We start from the raw sequence: 17487 nt of genomic DNA, 5'->3' as shown, positions 1-17487 counted from the left end.
GCGATGTCGATGCCGTTATGGAAACTCCCCCAGCGCGACCCGAAGCCGGACGTGAGCGTCCCCCAGCTCGGCCAGACCCAGCGCGGCGGCGGCGGCGGGAAGTCGTCCGTCTCCGGCAGGGCATCGGCCAGCCCGCCCGCGATCTGGAGCAGGTCGGCCCGCACCCACCCCGCCGCCCCCGCGATCTCTACCCTCAGCCAGTCGCCGTGGCGCGCCCGCAGCGCCACCTGGCGGCCGCTGTCGAGCTGGGCCTGGCGCCCGTAGTCGGTGCCTGGCCCCTCCCGCAGGTTCGTCTCGTCCTCGCGCACTAGACCCACTGGCTCAGCCCCGCGCGCCGCCAGCCCATCCGACCCTCCCTGCGCCAGCAGGATCTCGGGGAGCGGCATATCGCCGCCGGGGACGAAGATCTCACGGCCCGCCACCAGATCGCGCCCGCCCTGCAGGCGGTTCGGCCCGAAGGTGAGGATCGCCTCGGGCGACACGCCGAAGCGCGCCGCGATATCCGCGACGGTCTCGCCCGCCGCGACCAGGTGGGGGGCGCCGGAGACGCGCGGGATGCGCAGGGGCTGCCCCAGAGCCAGCGCGTCGCCCCGATCCAGGCCATTCGACCAGATGATCGACGCCAGGCTCACACCGTAGCGCTGCGCAATGCCGCCCAGAGTCTCGCCCGCAGCGATCTCGTGAGTCTCGCGGAAGGCGTCGGAGAGCGCCAGCGGGGCGCTGCGGGCGGGGGCGATCGGCGCAGCCGGGGCGGGCTGCGCCACAAAGCGCACCGCCGCGCCACCATCATCTGGCGCGGCGATGAGCTGGCCGGAGGTGTCGATGGCCAGCGGCGCGACCTGCCCGCCGCGCAGCGGCGCGCCAGGCGTCGGCATCGCGGCGATGAGGCCGGCCGACCAGCCGCCGAGCACCTCGCCCGCCACGACGAGCAGCACAAAGATGATCAGCCAGCCGTGCGTCGCAAGCGACGCGCCGACACCTCGCGCCATACGGCTAGGCCACAGCTCATCAGGGATCGCCCGCGCTCCATGTGAGGGTCGCGCGCCGCCGATCTGAATGCGATCGAGCGCTTCCCGCGCCCGCGCCGAGCGCATACGCGCGGTGCCCCGGCGCAGGCGCTCATGGGTCAGAGCGTCTGACATCTGGCGCGAGAACACCCACCTCAGCATCATGCGCGTCAATCCGTGAGCAGGCCCGTGTCCGCAGGCCGGAAGCGATGGCGATGCGCGCATGTGCGGCATCCGTACATCCGAAGCTGAGATGCCACATCGCGAGCCATCGCCCATGGGACGGCCAGAGCATACAATGGGCGGACACCTTTGTCAATCAAGCGGGAGTCCCTCGCTTCCTGATGCGGTATATCGCCTATCCCGCCACGCGCCGGCGGGCGCATCCGAACCTTGACGTACACTCAAGCATCGTGTTAAGATACCCTCATTCCCAAATCGGTCCCACCCACCAGATCAGACACCCGGCGGGCGAGGCCGTCCCTCCCTCCACGAAAGGCCGGCAGATGATCCGTGTAACTGTAGACAGCATTCGCGTAAGCCTTCTGACGCAACATCGCGTTGTCGTGCTTCGCGAGACGGATAGCACGCGCTATCTGCCCATATGGATCGGTGCCTTTGAGGCTGAGGCCATCGCCATGGCGATCCAGGGCCACGAGCCGCAGCGACCGCTGACCCACGACCTCCTAAAGGCGATGATCGGCGACCTCGGCGGGCACATTAGCCATATCTTCGTCAGCGACATGCAGGATAGCACCTTCTACGCGCGCATTGTCATCGAGCAGCAGGGCCGCACGATTGAGGTCGATGCCCGGCCGAGCGATGCGGTCGCCCTCGCCGTCCGCACCGAGGCGCCGATCTACGTCGAGTCCCACGTGCTCGAACAGGCCGGCGTCTACTTTGATGAGGATGAGCAGGTCGCCCCCCAGGAGCCAATGGCCACCCCCGCCGAGGCGGAGGCCGAGCCTGAGCCTGAGGTGAATGACGAGTCGCTGTCTATCTTTCGTGACTTCATCAATACGCTGAACCTCGATGAACCTCCTGGGCAGAGCGGCGACAAGCCATAAGCTCGCGCATAACTGCATGAGGGGGCCGGATGCGTCAATCGTACTGCATCCGGCCCCTTCGTCATACATCGTGCTTTACCCTCATCGCAGCATAAAATGTGGATAAGTAGCGTTCATTTGTGGATAACTTGTACCCTTTGTGGATAAGTCACCATAAAACGCGTGGAGAGCTGTGGGAAAACGACCGCGTGATCCTGACCGCCCCCCCCGCATGTGGAACATGGGGACAGGCTTCCACGGGTTATCCTCATGGGATTCATGCCATTCTGGAAGCGGATCCAGGCGCTTCTCCACATCTTCCACATGACTGCTATGGGTACGGAGATCTCCCCATCCTTTATTAACATGATGATTCATGAGGAACATGATGAGGCCAGTGGTTTCGATCTCGCCCAAAGTTGCGCCGCGTGGGCGAAATCGTGTATAATGGCCCACGGCACCGAAGAACGGCAGATACTTGCTGAACCCCGCCAGGACCGAAAGGTAGCAACGGTAGGCGAGTTCCTCTGGGTGTTTGGAGGTGCCCCCCACAGAATAGTAAAGGCTGCCGGCGGATCAATCCGCCGACAGCCTTTTTTGCACATCCTGCAGCTGCCTACCGCGACTCCTCCAGCTGGCGCGCGCCAAACCCGTGGGGCAGCAGATCTTGCGGGGTCACCAGCCGCTGCGCGCCCGCGAGGTTGAGCAGGAGCACCTCGCAGTGCGCGGCCAGCTCGAAGATCACCTGCCGACACGCGCCGCAGGGGCTGGCCACCTCATCGGTGGGCGTCACCACCGCCAGGGCCACGATCTCGCGCTCGCCCGCCGCGTAGGCGCTGAAGATCGCCACCCGCTCGGCGCAGACCGTCATCGGGTAGGCCGCGTTCTCAATATTGCCCCCCAGAAAGATCCTCCCGCTGGCGGTGAGCGCCGCCGCCCCAACGTGGAAGTGTGAGTAGGGCGCGTAGGCCCGCCCACGGGCCTCCAGGGCCGCCGCTGACAGGGCCGCGTAGTCAGGCCGGGTCATGGATACCGCCTTCTGTAAGGCCGCCGCTCAGGGCGCCCTCCGATAGTGGCTGCCGGCGGACGACGCGCAGCTTCTGTGGCCGCACCCCCTTCACCGAGAGCACCGTCATCGTCGCCTCCTCCAGCACCAGCTCGTCGCCCACCCGCGGCACGCGCCCGAGCAGCTCGTACACCAGCCCGCCGATCCGGTCGGCGCTGTCCGACGAGAGGCTCAGGTCGGCCAGATAGTTAACATCATCGATCGACACCCGCCCGTCCACGATGTACTCGCCATCGCCGATCGGCTGGATCGAGGGGTCCTCGGTGTCGTACTCATCCTGGATCTCACCCACGATCTGCTCGATCAGATCCTCGATCGTCGCCAGCCCGGCCGTGTTACCGTACTCGTCGACCATGATCGCCATATGCACCTTGCGCCGCTGCAGATCCTCAAGCAGCGCATTCACCCGCATCGTCTCGGGCACAAAGTGGGCCGGGCGGAGCAGGCTGTTGATCGGCATGTCGCGGTTGCCGTCGCGCAGGGCCGGGATGAGATCCTTGGCGTAGAGGATGCCGACGATCTGGTTGATCGTGTCGTTGTAGACCGGGATGCGCGAGTGGCCGCGGGCGACCACCACGTCGAGGGCGTGGTCCAGCGAGGTGTCCACCTCGATGGCCAGGATGTCCACCTGGGGCACCATGATCTCGCGCAGCAGCGTGTTGCCGAAGGCGATCACGCCCTCGATCATCTCGCGCTCCTCGTGCTCGATCAGGCCCTCCTCCTCGCCGACGTTCATCAGCAGGCGCAGCTCCTCCTCCGTCACCAGCGGCGACGGGTAGGAGCTGCGCCCGCTCACCGCCTTGAAGAGCGGGCTGGTGATCAGGTTGATCAGCGAGATCACCGGCCAGAGCAGCTGCGAGACCATCCGCAGCGGCCGCGCCAGGGCCAGGGCGGTCGCGTCGGGGTTGCGGATGGCCAGGGCCTTGGGGAAGGCCTCGCTGAAGATCAGGATCGCCAGCAGCAGCAGCCCCAGGCTGCCGATCTGCGGCCAGGTGCCGAGACCGGCGCTCAGGCGCAGCGTCAGCGCGGTGGCGGTGATGGTCATGAAGATATTGAGGAAGATGATGGTGGATTTGAAGCGGTAGGGGTCGTCGATCAGGCGCGACACGGCCCGTTTGGCGCGTGAGCCGCCCTCGGAGAGCAGCAGGTTGAGGCGGTGTCTGCTGATGGATGTGAATGAGGCATCGATCGCTGACGTGAAGGCCAGCACAACCATGCACAGGCCAACACCGATCAGCATAAGACTAGGTTCCGGGTCCTCCAACAAGGGTGAACACTCCTGGTGATGATGACCCCTTCCTCCAGCGCGCCGTCATGGCCGATCGGAAGGGGTCGCGGTAGTACGGCGCATGTGAGTCAGCGCAGCTGTGGCGGGCGGCTAGGAGAAGAGCGCGCTGAGCGAGAGATCCTTATGGATGCGCATGATCGCCTCGGCGAAGAGCGGGGCGACGCTGATCGTGCGCACGCGGGCCTGTGTCGCGTGGGCGGCCTGCGGGATGGTGTTGGTCACGATCGTCTCGACCAGGTCTGACCCCTTGATGATCTCCATGGCCTCAGACGCGAAGATCCCGTGGGTCGCGCAGGCGTAGACGCTGCGCGCGCCGCGGTCGAGCAGGGCGTGGGCCGCCTCCACCAGGGTGCCGCCGGTCGAGATCATATCATCGACAATGATCGCCGTCTTGCCCTCGACCTCGCCGACCATCTCCAGCACCTCGGCGATGTCGGGCTCGGGGCGCTGCTTGGCGATGATCGCAAGCCCCGCGCCGATCCGCTCGCGGAAGCGGTTGGCCCGGCCCACGCCGCCGGCGTCGGGCGAGACCACCACCGGGTTGGGCAGGTTCAGCCCGCGCACATAGTCCGAGAGCATCTGGGCGGCCTGGAGGTGGTCCACCGGGATGTCGAAGAAGCCCTCGATCGCCGGCGCGTGCAGGTCCATCGTCAGCACGCGGTCGGCGCCGGCGGTGCGGATGAGGTTCGCCACCAGCTTGGCCGAGATCGGCTCGCGCCCGGCGGTCTTCTTCTCCTGCTTGGCGTAGCCGTAGTAGGGGATGACCGCCGTCACCCGCGAGGCTGAGGCCCGCCGCAGCGCGTCGATCAGCAGCAGCAGCTCCATCAGGTGGTGATCGACCGGCGAGCATGTGGGCTGGACGACGAAGACATCGCAGCCGCGCACGTTGTCGTGGAGCTTCACCCGCGTCTCGCCATTTTTGAACGACCCGACCATGGCGCGGCCGAGGCCGATCCGCAGGCTGGTGGCGATCTCACGGGCAAGGGCTTCGTTGGCGTTCCCGCTGAACACAAGGAGGCGACCGTCCATCGCTGACTTTTCACTCCAGGGTGCTAAAAAAGCAGTGAAGCACAGCTCCACTGCGAGAGTATATCCGGCCCGGGGCCGGCTTGGGTGATGGGGGGCTGATTGTAGCGTCGCGGCTCGCTGCCATGTCTCGGCACCGTTCGCGGGCGACCTTCCCACGGGGTAGGGGTACTGGTCGTGTGGCTGCCGGGCCAGGACTCGAACCTGGACAGACGGATTCAAAGTCCGTCGTGCTGCCATTACACAACCCGGCAATACCTTTGTAGCATTATAGCATACCCATGAAAGCGCGCCGTTGTCAGCCCGCTCTCAGATCGCGCCCAGAGGGCCATGCTATAATCCAGAGCGGATGATCTGTTGCAAAGGAGCCGCCTGTGCCGAGCTGGAATGATCTGGGTGCGGCCTTCAGCACGCTGCGCGAGATAGATGTGACCGTGATCCGTGAGGAGAGCGAGCGCCCCGTCACCATCGCCTGCGTGGGCGAGCAGCCCGCCCTGGCCACCGTCGTCGGGCTGCTGAGCACGAGCGACGGCCGGCGCTACGGCCCTATCGGGCTCAACCCTCTGCTGATCGCGACTCTCGGCGATGTGCGGCGGGGCGGGCTGTCCGACGAGCTCGGATCCGCGCTGCGCCACGCCGACATGCTGCTGATCGCCCTCGATGGGCGCGCCCCCGTCCCCGCCGCCGCCGCCGCCGCGCTGAAGATCCTGGCCGATCTCGCGATGCCGACGGTGATCATCCTCACCCACACCGATACGCCGCCCATCCCCGCCGGCGATACGCGCCGCGCCTTCGCCTACGCCCACGTGGTGGCCCTGCTGGACCCGGAGTCGCCCCAGGCCTCCGACACGCTGGCCGATGCGGTGCTTGCGCGGCTCCCCGGCGACCTCCACATGGCGGCGGCCCGCCGCCTGCCCGGCATGCGGGCCGCCTACGCGCGCCAGCTGATCAACGCCACATCGTTCACCAACGCCTCGTACGCCCTGGCGTCGGCCCTGCCCGAGCAGATCCCGATCTTCAGCATCCCCTTCGCCGCCGCAGATATCCTGGTGCTCACCAAAAATCAGGCGATGCTCGTCTATAAGCTGGCCCTCTCCCACGGCGCCCCGCCCGAGTTCCAGTCTCGTATCCGCGAGGTGCTGCCGACCCTCGGCGGGGCCTTCGCCTGGCGGCAGATCGCCCGCACCCTGGTCGGCCTCGTCCCGGTCTGGGGGGTTGTCCCCAAGGTGGCGATCGCCTACGCGGGCACCTACTCGACGGGCATGGTCGCCTGGCGCTGGTTCGCGAGCGGCGAGCTCATCTCGGGCGCCCGCCTGAAGGAGATCACCGATGAGGCCATGCGCGTCGGGCGCGAGCGCGCCCTCGCCCTGGCCTCGGCCGCCCGCGAGCGCGGCAGCGCGGGCGGGGGCGCGCTCAGCAGCATCGCCGCTCGCATCCGCCGGGCGCTGCCCGGCGGGAAGGCGAGCCCAGAGCCGCCACCTGAGCCTGAGCAGCCGTAGCAATCTGCCCTTCATTCGGCGTAGGGACGGCGTAGGGACGCAGCGCGCTGCGTCCCTACGCCGTCCCTACGCCGTCCCCGCGCCGTGGCGTTGATGTACGAGCGATAGCGTAGGAGTCTTTTTATGGAATCGTTTGTGATCGAGGGTGGACACCGTCTGAGCGGCACGATCACCCCGTCTGGCAATAAGAACGCCGCCCTGCCGCTGCTGGCGGCGGCCCTGCTCACCAGCGGGCGCCTGATCCTGCGCAATGTGCCCGATATCGGCGACGTGCAGATCAAGCTCGCGCTGCTGGAGCAGCTCGGCGTGCGCGTCGATCAGGTCGCGCCGCACGTCTACGCGCTGACCGCCGCCGCCATCCCCGCCGTCGACCCCGATGTCGCGATGGCCCGGCGCATCCGCACCTCGCCCCTGCTCGCCGGCCCGCTGCTCGCCCGCCGCGGCCACGTCACCCTGCCCCGCCCCGGCGGCGATGTGATCGGCCGCCGCCGCCTCGACACCCACTTCCTGGCCCTGCGCGCCCTCGGCGCCGCCGTGGAGGTGACGCCCACCAGCTACATCCTCAGCGCCGACGGGCTGCGTGGCGCCGATATCTTCCTCGATGAGATGAGCGTGACCGGCACCGAGCAGGCGGTGCTGGCCGCCGTGCTGGCCGAGGGCCACACCACGATCGGCAACGCCGCCTCGGAGCCGCACGTCCAGGACCTCTGCCGCTGCCTGAGCCAGATGGGCGCGCAGATCGCCGGCATCGGCACGAACCTGCTGGAGATCGAGGGCGTGCCCAGCCTGGGCGGCGCCGACTTCACCATCGGCCCCGACTTTATGGAGGTCGGCTCGCTGATCGGCCTCGCCGCCGTCACCGGCAGCGAGCTGCGCCTGGCCGGCGCCCGCCCGCGCGACCACCGCATGAGCCGGATCGCCTTCGGCCGACTCGGCGTGACCTGGCGCGACGAGGGCGACGACATCGTCGTCCCCGGCGGGCAGGAGCTGGTGGTCAACCACGACCTGCACGGGGCCATCCCGAAGATCGACTCGGCCCCCTGGCCCGGCTTCAACCCCGACCTGATCAGCACGGCCCTGGTGGTGGCCACCCAGTCGCGCGGGACGGTGCTTATCCACGAGAAGATGTTCGAGAGCCGGCTGTTCTTCGCCGACCGCCTGATCGGCATGGGCGCGAAGATCGTGCTCTGCGACCCGCACCGGGCCGTGGTGGTCGGGCCGTCGCAGCTCTACGGCGAGCCCGAGGGCCTGCCCAGCCCGGACATCCGCGCGGGCATGGCGCTGCTCACGGCGGCGCTCTGCGCCAAGGGCAGGAGCGTGATCTTCAACATCGGCCAGATCGACCGGGGCTACGAGCGGATCGACGAGCGGCTGGCCGCGCTGGGCGCGCGGATCGAGCGGGCGCGCTAGGGTGGGGTGTGGGGAGGCTTCGCCTCCCCACAGTATTTTTGTTGCCGGCAACAACACTGCGCATAGAGAGGGTGTGGGAGAGCAAAGCTCTCCCACAGAAAAAACTGATTATGCTGCGGCGCGGCTACGCCGCGCCGCAGCATAATCAGTGCAGCATGTGCCTGCTGGGCACACAACATGGGGTTTGGGCGGCAGCCCTAGACAAGCGGCGCGATCAGCGCCGCCGAGTCGTTGGCGACCCGGTTGACGTCTTTGCCGACCGGGTAGGCGTCCATGTCCTCGGCGGGGAAGGGATCGAAGAGGTGCTCCAGCGGCCCGGCCTCGCGCAGGCTCGGGTCGAGCCAGAGCCGGTACTCGTCGGGGGGCAGGATGACCGGCATACGGTCGTGGAGCGGGGCGAGCAGCGGGTTGGCCCGGGTGGTGAGGATGGTGCAGGTCTGCACCGTCGCGTCGTCCGGGCCGCGCCAGCTCTCCCAGAGGCCGGCCATGGCGAAGGGCGCGCCGTCGCCGACGCGGAAGTAGAAGGGCTGCTTGCCGCCGGGCGTCGCCTGCCACTCGTAGAATCCGTCGGCGAGGATGAGGCAGCGCCGCTGCCTGAGGGCGGCGCGGAAGGCCGGCTTCTCGGCGACCGTCTCCGAGCGGGCGTTGATCATCTTCGCGCCGATGGCCAGATCCTTGGCCCAGAAGGGCACCAGCCCCCAGCGCAGCAGCGCGAGCTCGCGGCCCTCCGCCCCGGCGCGCACCACGGGCACGAGCTGGGTCGGCGCGATGTTGTAGCGCGGGGCGAGCTGGGGCGCGTCGGCCAGGCCGAACTGCTCCGCCACCTGCCCGCCAGATGCACGCAGCGTGTAGCGTCCGCACATGTGAATGCTAAATGCTGAATGTTGAATGTTGAATGCACGCATTCAACATTCAACATTCAGCATTCATAATTACTTATCGTCGTCTAAGCGGGTGGTCTCGCCGGTGGCGGCCGAGTCGCCGCCGGCGCTCTGCTGGAGGCGGGAGACGAAGGCGGCCATCTGGTCGTTGAGCTGCGCGATGCCGCGGGTGAGGGCCTCCTGGAAGTCCTTGGCGGCCTGGCTCTCCTGGGCCTGGTTGATCGCCTGCTGGCCGCGCTCGGCGAGCTTGCGCAGGCGCTCGTCCTCCTGGATGGCCTTGAGCGCCGACTGCATCTGCGTGCCGATCTCCTGCATCCCCGATGCGATGTCCTGCTGGAGCTGGCGGGCGCGGTCGCTCTCCATGGCGTTGCGGACGGCCTGCTCGATCTGCTGGCCGAGCTCGCGCAGCTCGCTGCCGAGGTCCGAGTGGGGCTGCTGTCCGCTGTTGTTGTCTTCGGGCTGGCTCATGGGGGCTCTCCTCCTTGTGATGGTATTCTCTATGCTCGATGGGGCGCGGCGCGCTACGTCCGTAGGCCGATGATGCGACTTCTGTCCAGCTCTATGACGATAGCGCGCCGGGTTTAGGTGCAGCGGGCTAGGGCTTTCGCCGCCGGCGCAGGAGCCAGAGCCCGCTGGCCACGGCTAGGGCGGCGGCTCCGGCCAGCGCGCCCTGGCGGCCCCCGCTCGGCGGGCGGTAGCCGGCGAGCTCGATCAGGGCCGAGCCGGGGGCGGGCTCGCGCCCGCGCCGGCCGGTGATCGCCACCTGGGCCACGGGCATGCCTGCGCGCCGCGCTCGCGCGTAGATCTCGGCGTGGGCCAGGCCGTCGGGCACATCGTCGGGAAGCATGCCGGCCAGATCGGGGCGGAAGAGGGCGAAGCGCAGCGCCGGGTCGCGCAGGTCGGTGTCAAGGCGAGCGCGACACCAGAGGAGACCGCTGTGCCCGATGATACCAAGACCCCGCCGCCCGCCGCCTCGCCCACGAGCCCGCGGCCGGTGCGGACCGTCCGCCCTGTCCCCACGGTCAACCAGGTGCCCCAGGCGCCCACGACGGCCCCGGTGACGGGCGAGGTGCCCGCCGACCTGCTCGCCAAGATCCTGGCCGACGCCGCGCAGCGCAGCGGCGTGGACGCCGCCGCGATCGTCGTGCAGAAGGGCGCGGCCGTCGAGTGGAACGACAGCTCGCTCGGCTGCCCGCAGCCCGGCGTCGCCTATATGCAGGTGATCACCCCCGGCTACCAGGTGGTGCTTGAGGCTGGCGCGACCACCTACGACTACCACGCCAACGCGCGCGGGCGCTTCATCCTCTGCCAGAAGTGAAATACCCAAGGCTAAAGCTCTTGGGCTTCCTGCTTCATCGACCCGCGCCAACCGTGACGATTGGGCTTACCGAGTCTCCACAGGCGTTTTGTGTCTCGGCGTGTCCCGCCGCGATCCGCAGATCAAACAGGCGCTTACCCTCATGGTCGATATTCCGTGCGGCGTTCAAATCGCGGTCGTGATGCACGCCGCACGCAGGATTGAGACAATCCCACTCGCGCATGGCGAGGGTGAGATCGTCGCGTTTCCAGCCGCACGCGCCACACGTCTTGGACGAGGCAAAGAAGCGCCCTATCGCAACCACATGAGTGTCGTTCCGGTCGGCCTTGTACTCCAGCATCGACCGAAACATGCCCCAGCCCGCATCCAGAACACTCTTGGCCAGCTTGGTTTTCGCAAGGCCGCGAATGCTCACGTCCTCTAGCGAAACGAGGTCGAAGTGACGAACCAGATCCGTACTCAGCTTGTGCAGGAAGTCGTTCCGCTGGTTCCTGATCTTCTGGTGCAGCCGGGCAACGACGACTCGCGCCTTGCCCCGGTTGTGGCTGCCCCGCACCTTGCGGGAGAGCGCCTGCTGCGCCCGGCGCAGCTTCCGGCACTGCGTGCGATACCAGCGCGGGTTGGGGATCGTCTCGCCGTTCGAGAACACGGCCAGCGACGTCAACCCGACATCCACGCCGACGTGGGTGTGTACCGGACGCTCGGTGCGCGCTTCGGCCTGCTGTTCGGTGACGAGGCTCACGAACCAATGCCCGTCCGGCTCCCGCTTGAACGTCGCGCCCTTCGTGACGCCCTCCAGTGGGCGATGCACGACCGCACGGATCATGCCGATCTTTGGCACTGAAAGGAACGAATCGACAAGACGAACATCTTGGGGCATCCGAAAGCGCGGCGTATCGGTCTTGCGCGACTTGAACCTGGGAAAACCTTTATGCCGCTCACCCCGCTTGATGCGACGAAAGAACTGCTGGTACGCGCTATCGAGATCCCGAAGCGCCTGCTGCAACGACTGAGCGTGCATCTCGCGCAGCCACACCGTTTCCGGCTGCTGTTTCAGACGAGTCAGCTCCGCAGACAGCGCGGCAAACCCCAACGTCCCGCCCGTCTGCTGATAGTGGGACTTCTTGCGATCCAAGGCCCAATTCCAGACAAACCGCCTTGCCCCAGCAAGCTGGTTGAGCAGGTTTTCTTGCGCAACCGTGGGGTTGAGGCGATAGCGGTAGGTTGTCTGGATGGTTCGTGTCATGGCTCCATTATACCAGATCATTCGTTCTATTTCAAGCCATTTGCCGCATTGGGAAGCTATATTGAGAGGCTAAAGCCGCTAAAGCAGGTGAAGCCCTTATACCCCAAGGCTAAAGCTCTTGGGCTCTACGGGCTATTTCTGTAGGGGCCGGGGCATAGAGCGCACCAGTTGCCGACGGCGCTATCTCCAGGTAGGATGATTGTGGCACCTCGCCGCGCTCGCCTGCCTGGAGATTTCATGTCTCGACGATCACTAGCGCCGAGGGCCAGCCGGCCTTCCTCTGTGAGGCCGCGTCCCCCTAGCCGATCACCGTCCCCTGGCCGCCCACCGCCCGCGTCACGCAGCCGGCCGCCCGCGCGTCGCCCAGGATGACCCGGCCCACGCCCTGGGCCAGGGCCTCCTGGGCTCCGAGCACCTTCTTCTTCATGCGGCCCTCGGCGAAGCCCAGGTAGCTCTCGATCTCGCCGCGCGGGATGCGCGTGATCAGCGAGGACTCGTCGGGGAAGGCGCGCAGCAGCCCCGGCACATTCGAGAGCAGCAGGAGCGTGTCGGCCCCCAGGGCCGCCGCGATCGCCGCCGCCGCCCGATCCCCGTCCACGTTCAGCGCCTCGCCCCGCTCCGAGCATGCCAGCGGCGCGACCACCGGCAGGTAGCCGGCCTCCAGCAGCGCCCGCAGCAGCCCCGCGTTCACCGAGTCGATCGTCCCCGTCCAGTCGTCGCGCAGCAGCTTCTGCCGCCCGTCCTCCACGATGCGGATGGTCGCCTTGCGCCTGCCCGCGAGGAGCCGTCCGTCGAGGCCGCTCAGCCCCACCGCGTTGACCCCGCGGGCCTGTAGGCGCTCGACCAGCCCCTTGTTCACCAGCCCGCCGGCCGCCATCATGAACAGCTCCAGGGTGCGCCGGTCGGTGTAGCGGCTGGTGTAGCCGCTCGGCGAGGTGACGAACCGCGGCGGGTGGCCCAGCGCCTCGCCCAGGCGGTTCGTCTCGTCCGACCCGCCGTGGACGAGCACCACCGGCCCGCCGGACTCGCCGCGCGCGGCCAGGTCGTCGCAGAGGGCGTCGTAGTTGTTGCCGGCGCTCCCGCCGACCTTGATCACGAGCATGCTCTCATCCCTCTCTCAGCATAGTATGCTACAACGTCTGATAACTCCACCGCGCCGCAATCATACCAGATGCCCACCTGTGGCACGTACGACGATGCGCAGAGCGCAGAGCGCAGAGCGATCATACGGTCAGTGAATCATACACGCTACGCTCTGCGCTGCCCCTTATGAAGACGTCTCGCATAAGGATTGTGCCTATGCCCCGAATGACTACGCCGCGGCCGCTGGCCGCTCTTGTGTTGCTGATGGCGGCCGCGCTGGCGGGCTGCGCCGACTCTGGCGCGGCCGGGCGCCCCACCGCCCCGCCGATCATCCCCGTCGCCGAGGCGGCCGCCCTGCCCCCCGCCGACACGGCCACGCCGGCCCCGCCCACGGCCACGCCGGCCCCGCCCACGGCCACGCCGGCCCCGCCCACGGCCACGCCGGCCCCGCCCACGGCCACGCCGGCCGGGCCGACCGTCGTGCCCACGCCCACGCCGCGCCCGGCGGGCACGGCGCCCCGCGTCGGCCTCCAGGCGGGCCACCTGAACGCCAGCGAGCTCCCCGAGGAGCTGGCCCGCTTTCGCACCTCGACCGGCGCGCGCTTCGGCGGCGTCACGGAGGCCGAGCTCAACAACGATATCGCCCTGCGCGTGCAGGCGCTCCTGGAGGCCGAGGGCGTGATCGTCGACCTGCTGCCGGCGACCATCCCGCCCAGCTATGACGCCGACGCCTTCATCGCCATCCACGCCGACGGCTCCACGGCATCCGGCCCGCGCGGCTGGAAGCTGGCCACGCCCTGGCGCGCCTCGCGGGCCTCGCAGCAGCTGCTCGACGCGGTGGCCGCGACCTACGGCCCGGCCACCGGCATGCCCGAGGACGTCGGCGGGATCACGGTGAACATGCGCGGCTACTACGCCTTCAACAACCGCAGGCACGACCACGCGATCGCCCGCACCACCCCCGCGATCATCGTCGAGATGGGCTTTATGACCAGCGCCGCCGACCGGGCCGTGATCTTCGACCAGCCCGGCCGGGTGGCCAGGGGGATCGCCCTTGGCGTGCTGGACTATCTGGCCCAGCGCGACCCCAGCGACGGCGCGGCCCTGCTGCCGCCCGACTTCCCCAACCTGCGCGTCGGCGAGCCCGGGGCGATCATGCGCGCCGCCCCCAGCGACGACGCCCGCCAGATCACCCGCATCGACGCTGGACAGCGCATCTTCGCCCTCGACCTGCGCGACGGCTGGTACCAGGTCTTCTCGCGCGACTACCCCAGCGCGCCGGGCTGGGTGCGCGCGGATCAGCTGGAGACCACCAGCGAGCCATTCCCCTTCCCCACGACGACGAACCCGTAGCACTGAGGTATCACTGAGGCACTGAGGCACTGAGTCGCTGAGTCGCTGAGTCGCTGAGGCGCTGAGTATGATCCAGATCATACTCAGCGCCTCAGCGACTCAGTGCCTCAGTGATGGGAACTCGCGCAGCTGCTGGTCGTCGCCCAGGCAGACGATATCGACCTCGGCGTCGACCAGCAGCACACCCTGGCGCTCGACCCGCTGCATAAAGCGCGCCCGGTAGGCCGAGCTCATCTTCACCGACGTGACCACCTCGACCATATCCCCGAGCCGCGCCGCCTGCTTGAACTTCATCGTCAGCCCGTAGACCACGAAGCTGTAGCCCTCGCGGTTCCACTCCTGAATTGGCCGCCCCTGCGCGCCGACCCACTCGGTGCGCCCGCGCTCCATGTACTTCAGGTAGTTGGCGTAGTAGACCACCCCCAGGCTGTCTGTGTCCTCGTAGTAGACCTTGTAGGCCACCCGGTGCTCCACCAATCCTCCCTTCTACCGCCGCACGATCGGCAGCGCCACCTCGCTGACTCCCGTCTGCGTCCGCACGGGGGTCAGCGGGTCGCCGAGAACTCCGTAGGTGCGCAGGGCATCCTGGCAGCAGCTCTTGGTCGTGAAGAGCTGCTCGTAGCCCGCCATCGCCATCGCTCCCAGCCGCTCCGGCGCCGTCGTCGGCGCGGCCCACAGGGTGTCGAGAAACCCCTTCTGGAGCGCGTCGTGGCCGTAGAGCACCCCCAGCCCCGACGAGCTCCATGTGGCGATCGCCCCGCCGTGCGGGTTCAGCACCAGCGCCTCGTCGATCGTCGTGCCGCGCACCGACGGGATCTGAAACTCGCCCGTCAGGCAGGTCAGGCTGAGCACCACCGGCAGCCGCGCGCTGTTCGTCAGGTCGCCGGCGAAGTCTACGTTCAGCAGGTACTGCCGGTCCTGCGGCACCGTATCGGTGAGCGGCGGCCCGGTGTAGGCCCACTGGTAGGGCTGCCCGTGGCCAAGGTAGCTCACCACGGCGGCGCCGCCGTTGATCGCGTCGAAGGATCGCTGGAAGGCGTCGAACGAGTCGCGCACCCGCCAGGGCTCGCTGTCCGGCGCCGCTGGGTCGTAGTAGACACGTGTGACCTTCGCGGCTGAGGGCAGCTCGGCGACGCTCGCGTCGGCTGTTTGGGTAAAGTCGCCCGCCGAGTCGGCGTTGTCTGCCAGGTAGACGGCACGCCCCCGCCACGCCCCGATATCCTGCGCGTTCTCGTAGGCGATGATCTTCTGCGCCAGCTGGCCCAGCTCCTCCGCGCTCTTCACCGGCAGCCGGCCGATCATCAGGTCGGGCAGGGGGTCGGACAGGGGGCTGTCGCCGTCGAGCTGGGCGAAGCAGTTCTCGCAGGCCGTCTCGCCGAGCCAGGGGTCGACCTCGGCGAGGTAGGGTGGGATCCAGCTGGTCTGGCCGATCCCCAGGTAGTTGCGCGGGTCGTAGGTTCCATCGCCGACAAGGGTGACGGCGATCGGCTTGACCGACCATGCTGCGGCCGCGTAGCGCAGAAAGTCGCGGATCGCTGCGGGGCTGGCCTGGCCGCCGGCCCACGAGTCGTAGATCGCCTGGGCGCGCACCACGACGACGCTGTAGCCCTGGGCCTTGCGCTGGGCCACCAGCGGGTCGAGGGCCGACACAAAGGCGTCGGGAGCGATGTAGATCGCCTGGGCGTCGAGCGGCGTCGCCAGATTGATCGGGGCGTGGGCGCTGATCTCGGGGGTGTGCAGGGTGCCCGGCCCGGCCAAGATGTAGGATCGGCCCTCAGCCACGCTCACCTCGAAGCTGCTCGCGCCAATGCTCATGCGCGCCGGGGCGGCCGGGCTCGTGACATCATAGAGCGCCGCCCCGACGGGGAGCCCGCTGAGGCTGTAGCAGCGGTGCCCGCTCTGCCCGACAAAGGCGGCGCCCTTGCCGGCGAAGCTCAGCTGGACTGGGGTCTGCCACGAGACGCTGTCGATGTGGATGCCATCGCCCGCCTCGGCCGCAACGGGCATGAGCGCGATCTCGACCTGGCCTGACCCGGCGGGGAACCCGAGGCTGCGCGTGAAGACAGGGGTGCCGAACCAGCTTGATGTGCGCACCGCGCCGGCCACCGTGACGCTGATGGTGTGGGTGTCGGCGAAGAGGCTGGCCCCAGAGATGGTCACGGTCACTGGTCCAGTTGCCCTCGGCAGGTCGGGGCTGATCGTCGCGGTGAGTACATCGGGGGGGGCCGCTACGGGGGTCAGCGAGCCAACCCGTAGCCTGGCGGCGAAGAAGTGATCTCCGTCGGTGCCGGGGATCTGCGGATCGTAGAGCGAGGGGGTCTGCCACGCGCCCTGCCCCAGAGCAGTGCTCTGGCACGTGACCGAGCCCGTGGGCGGCGCGCTGACGGTCGCCATCGTCGGGACAGCTGCGTCCTCGACCGTGAGCCAGTAGGTGTCGGTGCTGTTGTAGCGGTCGCCGGGCGTCGGCGCGTAGAAGCGCAGCTCGTCGAGGGCAGCTCCGCTCGTGCGCAGCTCCAGGGGCACGGCCGCGCCGCCCATCCACAGCCGCAGCCGCGACGGGCTGACGCCCGCGAGGCTCAGCCCGGCGGCCTGGAGCGCGGCCGCGCTGAGCGACTGGACGCCGCCCTGGCTGACACGGATGACCCAGGACTGGCCGGCGGCGATCGGGTCAGGGGCGGACGGGGCCGCGTCGAGAAAGGGTGTGTTTGGGTGAGTTTCCCACGCATCTGCGGCGGCGAGGGGCGCGGCGTTGGGGATGCGCGCATCAAGGCCGGTGAGCATGGTCGGGCCGTCGCCCGCGATGTAGACCGGGCTGAGGGCGTAGACCGCGATGCGCTGGCCGCGCGCGCGCCCCTCGCGCAGGAGGGCCAGGGGCGCGGCGGGGGCCGGCGTCGGCCCGAATTGAGCCAGGGGCGGGTAGCTTGTCCCATCGGGCAGCGTGCGCGTCGGGATCGTGGTGGGCGACGGGCTCGCACCCGCCCATGGCTGATGATCGACGGCGATGATTATGGGGCTGGGGTCGGCGCCGTCGGGCAGCTCGACGGCGATCACCTGCGGCGGCGGCGGAGCACCCGATGCCAGGGCCGACTGCGTCGCACTGTCGGGGGACCATCGGATCGTGAGGCCCCTCGCATCGGCTGTCACCGACAGCCCGCCAGGGTCGCGCGGCCGCGCCGACGCGCCGGCCGATGAGAGGAGCACGAGCAAGAGAGCGATCGCCAGGAGTGTTCGAGTGGTCATATGGTGCGGCGCTCTGGCTGTTGC

Annotated in this window: 16 protein-coding genes, 1 tRNA gene and 1 other RNA gene; 6 read left to right on the top strand and 12 right to left on the bottom strand. The window is 68.5% G+C overall.

Going from position 1 to position 17487, the window contains the following annotated elements:
• Positions 1-989, bottom strand: a 989-nt coding sequence (locus K2Z83_RS22520; RefSeq protein WP_220597424.1) for a LysM peptidoglycan-binding domain-containing protein, incomplete at its 3' end; no start/stop codon positions are given.
• 524 nt (positions 990-1513) lie between these two features.
• Here K2Z83_RS22520 and K2Z83_RS22515 point away from each other — a divergent pair.
• The gene (locus tag K2Z83_RS22515; protein WP_220597423.1) at positions 1514-2074 is read left to right on the top strand and encodes a bifunctional nuclease family protein; all 561 of its coding nucleotides are present in this window, start codon (positions 1514-1516) and stop codon (positions 2072-2074) included.
• Between the two features lie 433 nt (positions 2075-2507).
• Positions 2508-2604, top strand: an RNA gene (gene ffs / locus K2Z83_RS22510) — signal recognition particle sRNA small type.
• Positions 2605-2669: 65 nt separating this feature from the next.
• On the opposite strand, the gene cdd is transcribed toward ffs, so the two are convergent.
• The 4 genes from cdd to K2Z83_RS22490 form a co-directional block, all read right to left on the bottom strand.
• Positions 2670-3080 carry a cytidine deaminase gene (gene cdd / locus K2Z83_RS22505; protein WP_220597422.1) on the bottom strand — a complete coding sequence of 137 codons (411 nt, stop codon included), beginning with the start codon at positions 3078-3080 and terminating at the stop codon, positions 2670-2672.
• Positions 3067-4359: a hemolysin family protein gene (locus tag K2Z83_RS22500; protein ID WP_220597421.1), complete on the bottom strand. Its 1293-nt coding sequence runs from the start codon at positions 4357-4359 to the stop codon at positions 3067-3069. Before K2Z83_RS22500 ends, cdd begins: the two co-directional genes overlap by 14 nt.
• A 138-nt stretch (positions 4360-4497) precedes the next feature.
• Positions 4498-5436, bottom strand: a complete 939-nt coding sequence (locus tag K2Z83_RS22495; protein ID WP_220597420.1) for a ribose-phosphate pyrophosphokinase — start codon at positions 5434-5436, stop codon at positions 4498-4500.
• Between the two features lie 177 nt (positions 5437-5613).
• Positions 5614-5687: transfer RNA gene (locus K2Z83_RS22490), tRNA-Gln, on the bottom strand.
• Between the two features lie 120 nt (positions 5688-5807).
• On the opposite strand from K2Z83_RS22490, the gene K2Z83_RS22485 reads away from it, so the two are divergent.
• Both K2Z83_RS22485 and murA read left to right on the top strand, forming a co-directional pair.
• A complete protein-coding gene (locus tag K2Z83_RS22485) occupies positions 5808-6932 on the top strand; it encodes a hypothetical protein (RefSeq protein ID WP_220597419.1) in 1125 nt (374 codons plus the stop codon).
• 123 nt (positions 6933-7055) lie between these two features.
• The gene (gene murA, locus K2Z83_RS22480; protein WP_220597418.1) at positions 7056-8342 is read left to right on the top strand and encodes a UDP-N-acetylglucosamine 1-carboxyvinyltransferase; all 1287 of its coding nucleotides are present in this window, start codon (positions 7056-7058) and stop codon (positions 8340-8342) included.
• Positions 8343-8539: 197 nt separating this feature from the next.
• Here murA and K2Z83_RS22475 read toward each other — a convergent pair whose 3' ends face one another.
• The 3 genes from K2Z83_RS22475 to K2Z83_RS22465 all read right to left on the bottom strand — a co-directional run bounded on the left by K2Z83_RS22475 (position 8540) and on the right by K2Z83_RS22465 (position 10070).
• Positions 8540-9247, bottom strand: a complete 708-nt coding sequence (locus K2Z83_RS22475; protein ID WP_255604421.1) for an SOS response-associated peptidase — start codon at positions 9245-9247, stop codon at positions 8540-8542.
• A gap of 27 nt (positions 9248-9274) precedes the next feature.
• Complete coding sequence (locus tag K2Z83_RS22470; RefSeq protein WP_220597417.1) at positions 9275-9691, bottom strand: hypothetical protein; 417 nt, start codon at positions 9689-9691, stop codon at positions 9275-9277.
• Positions 9692-9818: 127 nt separating this feature from the next.
• Positions 9819-10070: a hypothetical protein gene (locus K2Z83_RS22465; RefSeq protein WP_220597416.1), complete on the bottom strand. Its 252-nt coding sequence runs from the start codon at positions 10068-10070 to the stop codon at positions 9819-9821.
• Positions 10071-10160: 90 nt separating this feature from the next.
• Between K2Z83_RS22465 and K2Z83_RS22460 the strand changes: the two genes are divergently transcribed.
• On the top strand, positions 10161-10541 hold the full coding sequence (locus tag K2Z83_RS22460) for a hypothetical protein (protein WP_220597415.1): 381 nt from the start codon (positions 10161-10163) through the stop codon (positions 10539-10541).
• Between the two features lie 34 nt (positions 10542-10575).
• Here K2Z83_RS22460 and K2Z83_RS22455 read toward each other — a convergent pair whose 3' ends face one another.
• Both K2Z83_RS22455 and K2Z83_RS22450 read right to left on the bottom strand, forming a co-directional pair.
• Positions 10576-11787 carry an RNA-guided endonuclease TnpB family protein gene (locus K2Z83_RS22455; protein ID WP_220597414.1) on the bottom strand — a complete coding sequence of 404 codons (1212 nt, stop codon included), beginning with the start codon at positions 11785-11787 and terminating at the stop codon, positions 10576-10578.
• Between the two features lie 298 nt (positions 11788-12085).
• On the bottom strand, positions 12086-12889 hold the full coding sequence (locus tag K2Z83_RS22450) for a [LysW]-aminoadipate kinase (RefSeq protein WP_220597413.1): 804 nt from the start codon (positions 12887-12889) through the stop codon (positions 12086-12088).
• Between the two features lie 197 nt (positions 12890-13086).
• Between K2Z83_RS22450 and K2Z83_RS22445 the strand changes: the two genes are divergently transcribed.
• Positions 13087-14223, top strand: a complete 1137-nt coding sequence (locus K2Z83_RS22445; protein ID WP_255604420.1) for an N-acetylmuramoyl-L-alanine amidase — start codon at positions 13087-13089, stop codon at positions 14221-14223.
• Positions 14224-14322: 99 nt separating this feature from the next.
• Here K2Z83_RS22445 and K2Z83_RS22440 read toward each other — a convergent pair whose 3' ends face one another.
• Together K2Z83_RS22440 and K2Z83_RS22435 are read right to left on the bottom strand one after the other, a co-directional pair.
• Positions 14323-14697 carry a YbgC/FadM family acyl-CoA thioesterase gene (locus K2Z83_RS22440; RefSeq protein WP_220597412.1) on the bottom strand — a complete coding sequence of 125 codons (375 nt, stop codon included), beginning with the start codon at positions 14695-14697 and terminating at the stop codon, positions 14323-14325.
• Between the two features lie 12 nt (positions 14698-14709).
• Positions 14710-17463 (bottom strand): C25 family cysteine peptidase, encoded by a 2754-nt coding sequence (locus K2Z83_RS22435; protein WP_220597411.1) that lies wholly within the window; start codon positions 17461-17463, stop codon positions 14710-14712.
• Positions 17464-17487: the final 24 nt, after the last annotated feature.

It is taken from the genome of Oscillochloris sp. ZM17-4 (assembly GCF_019599295.1).
Lineage (GTDB): Bacteria > Chloroflexota > Chloroflexia > Chloroflexales > Chloroflexaceae > Oscillochloris.
Note: the sequence above shows the minus strand (reverse complement) of the source record. Positions and strands in the feature narration are given on the sequence as shown.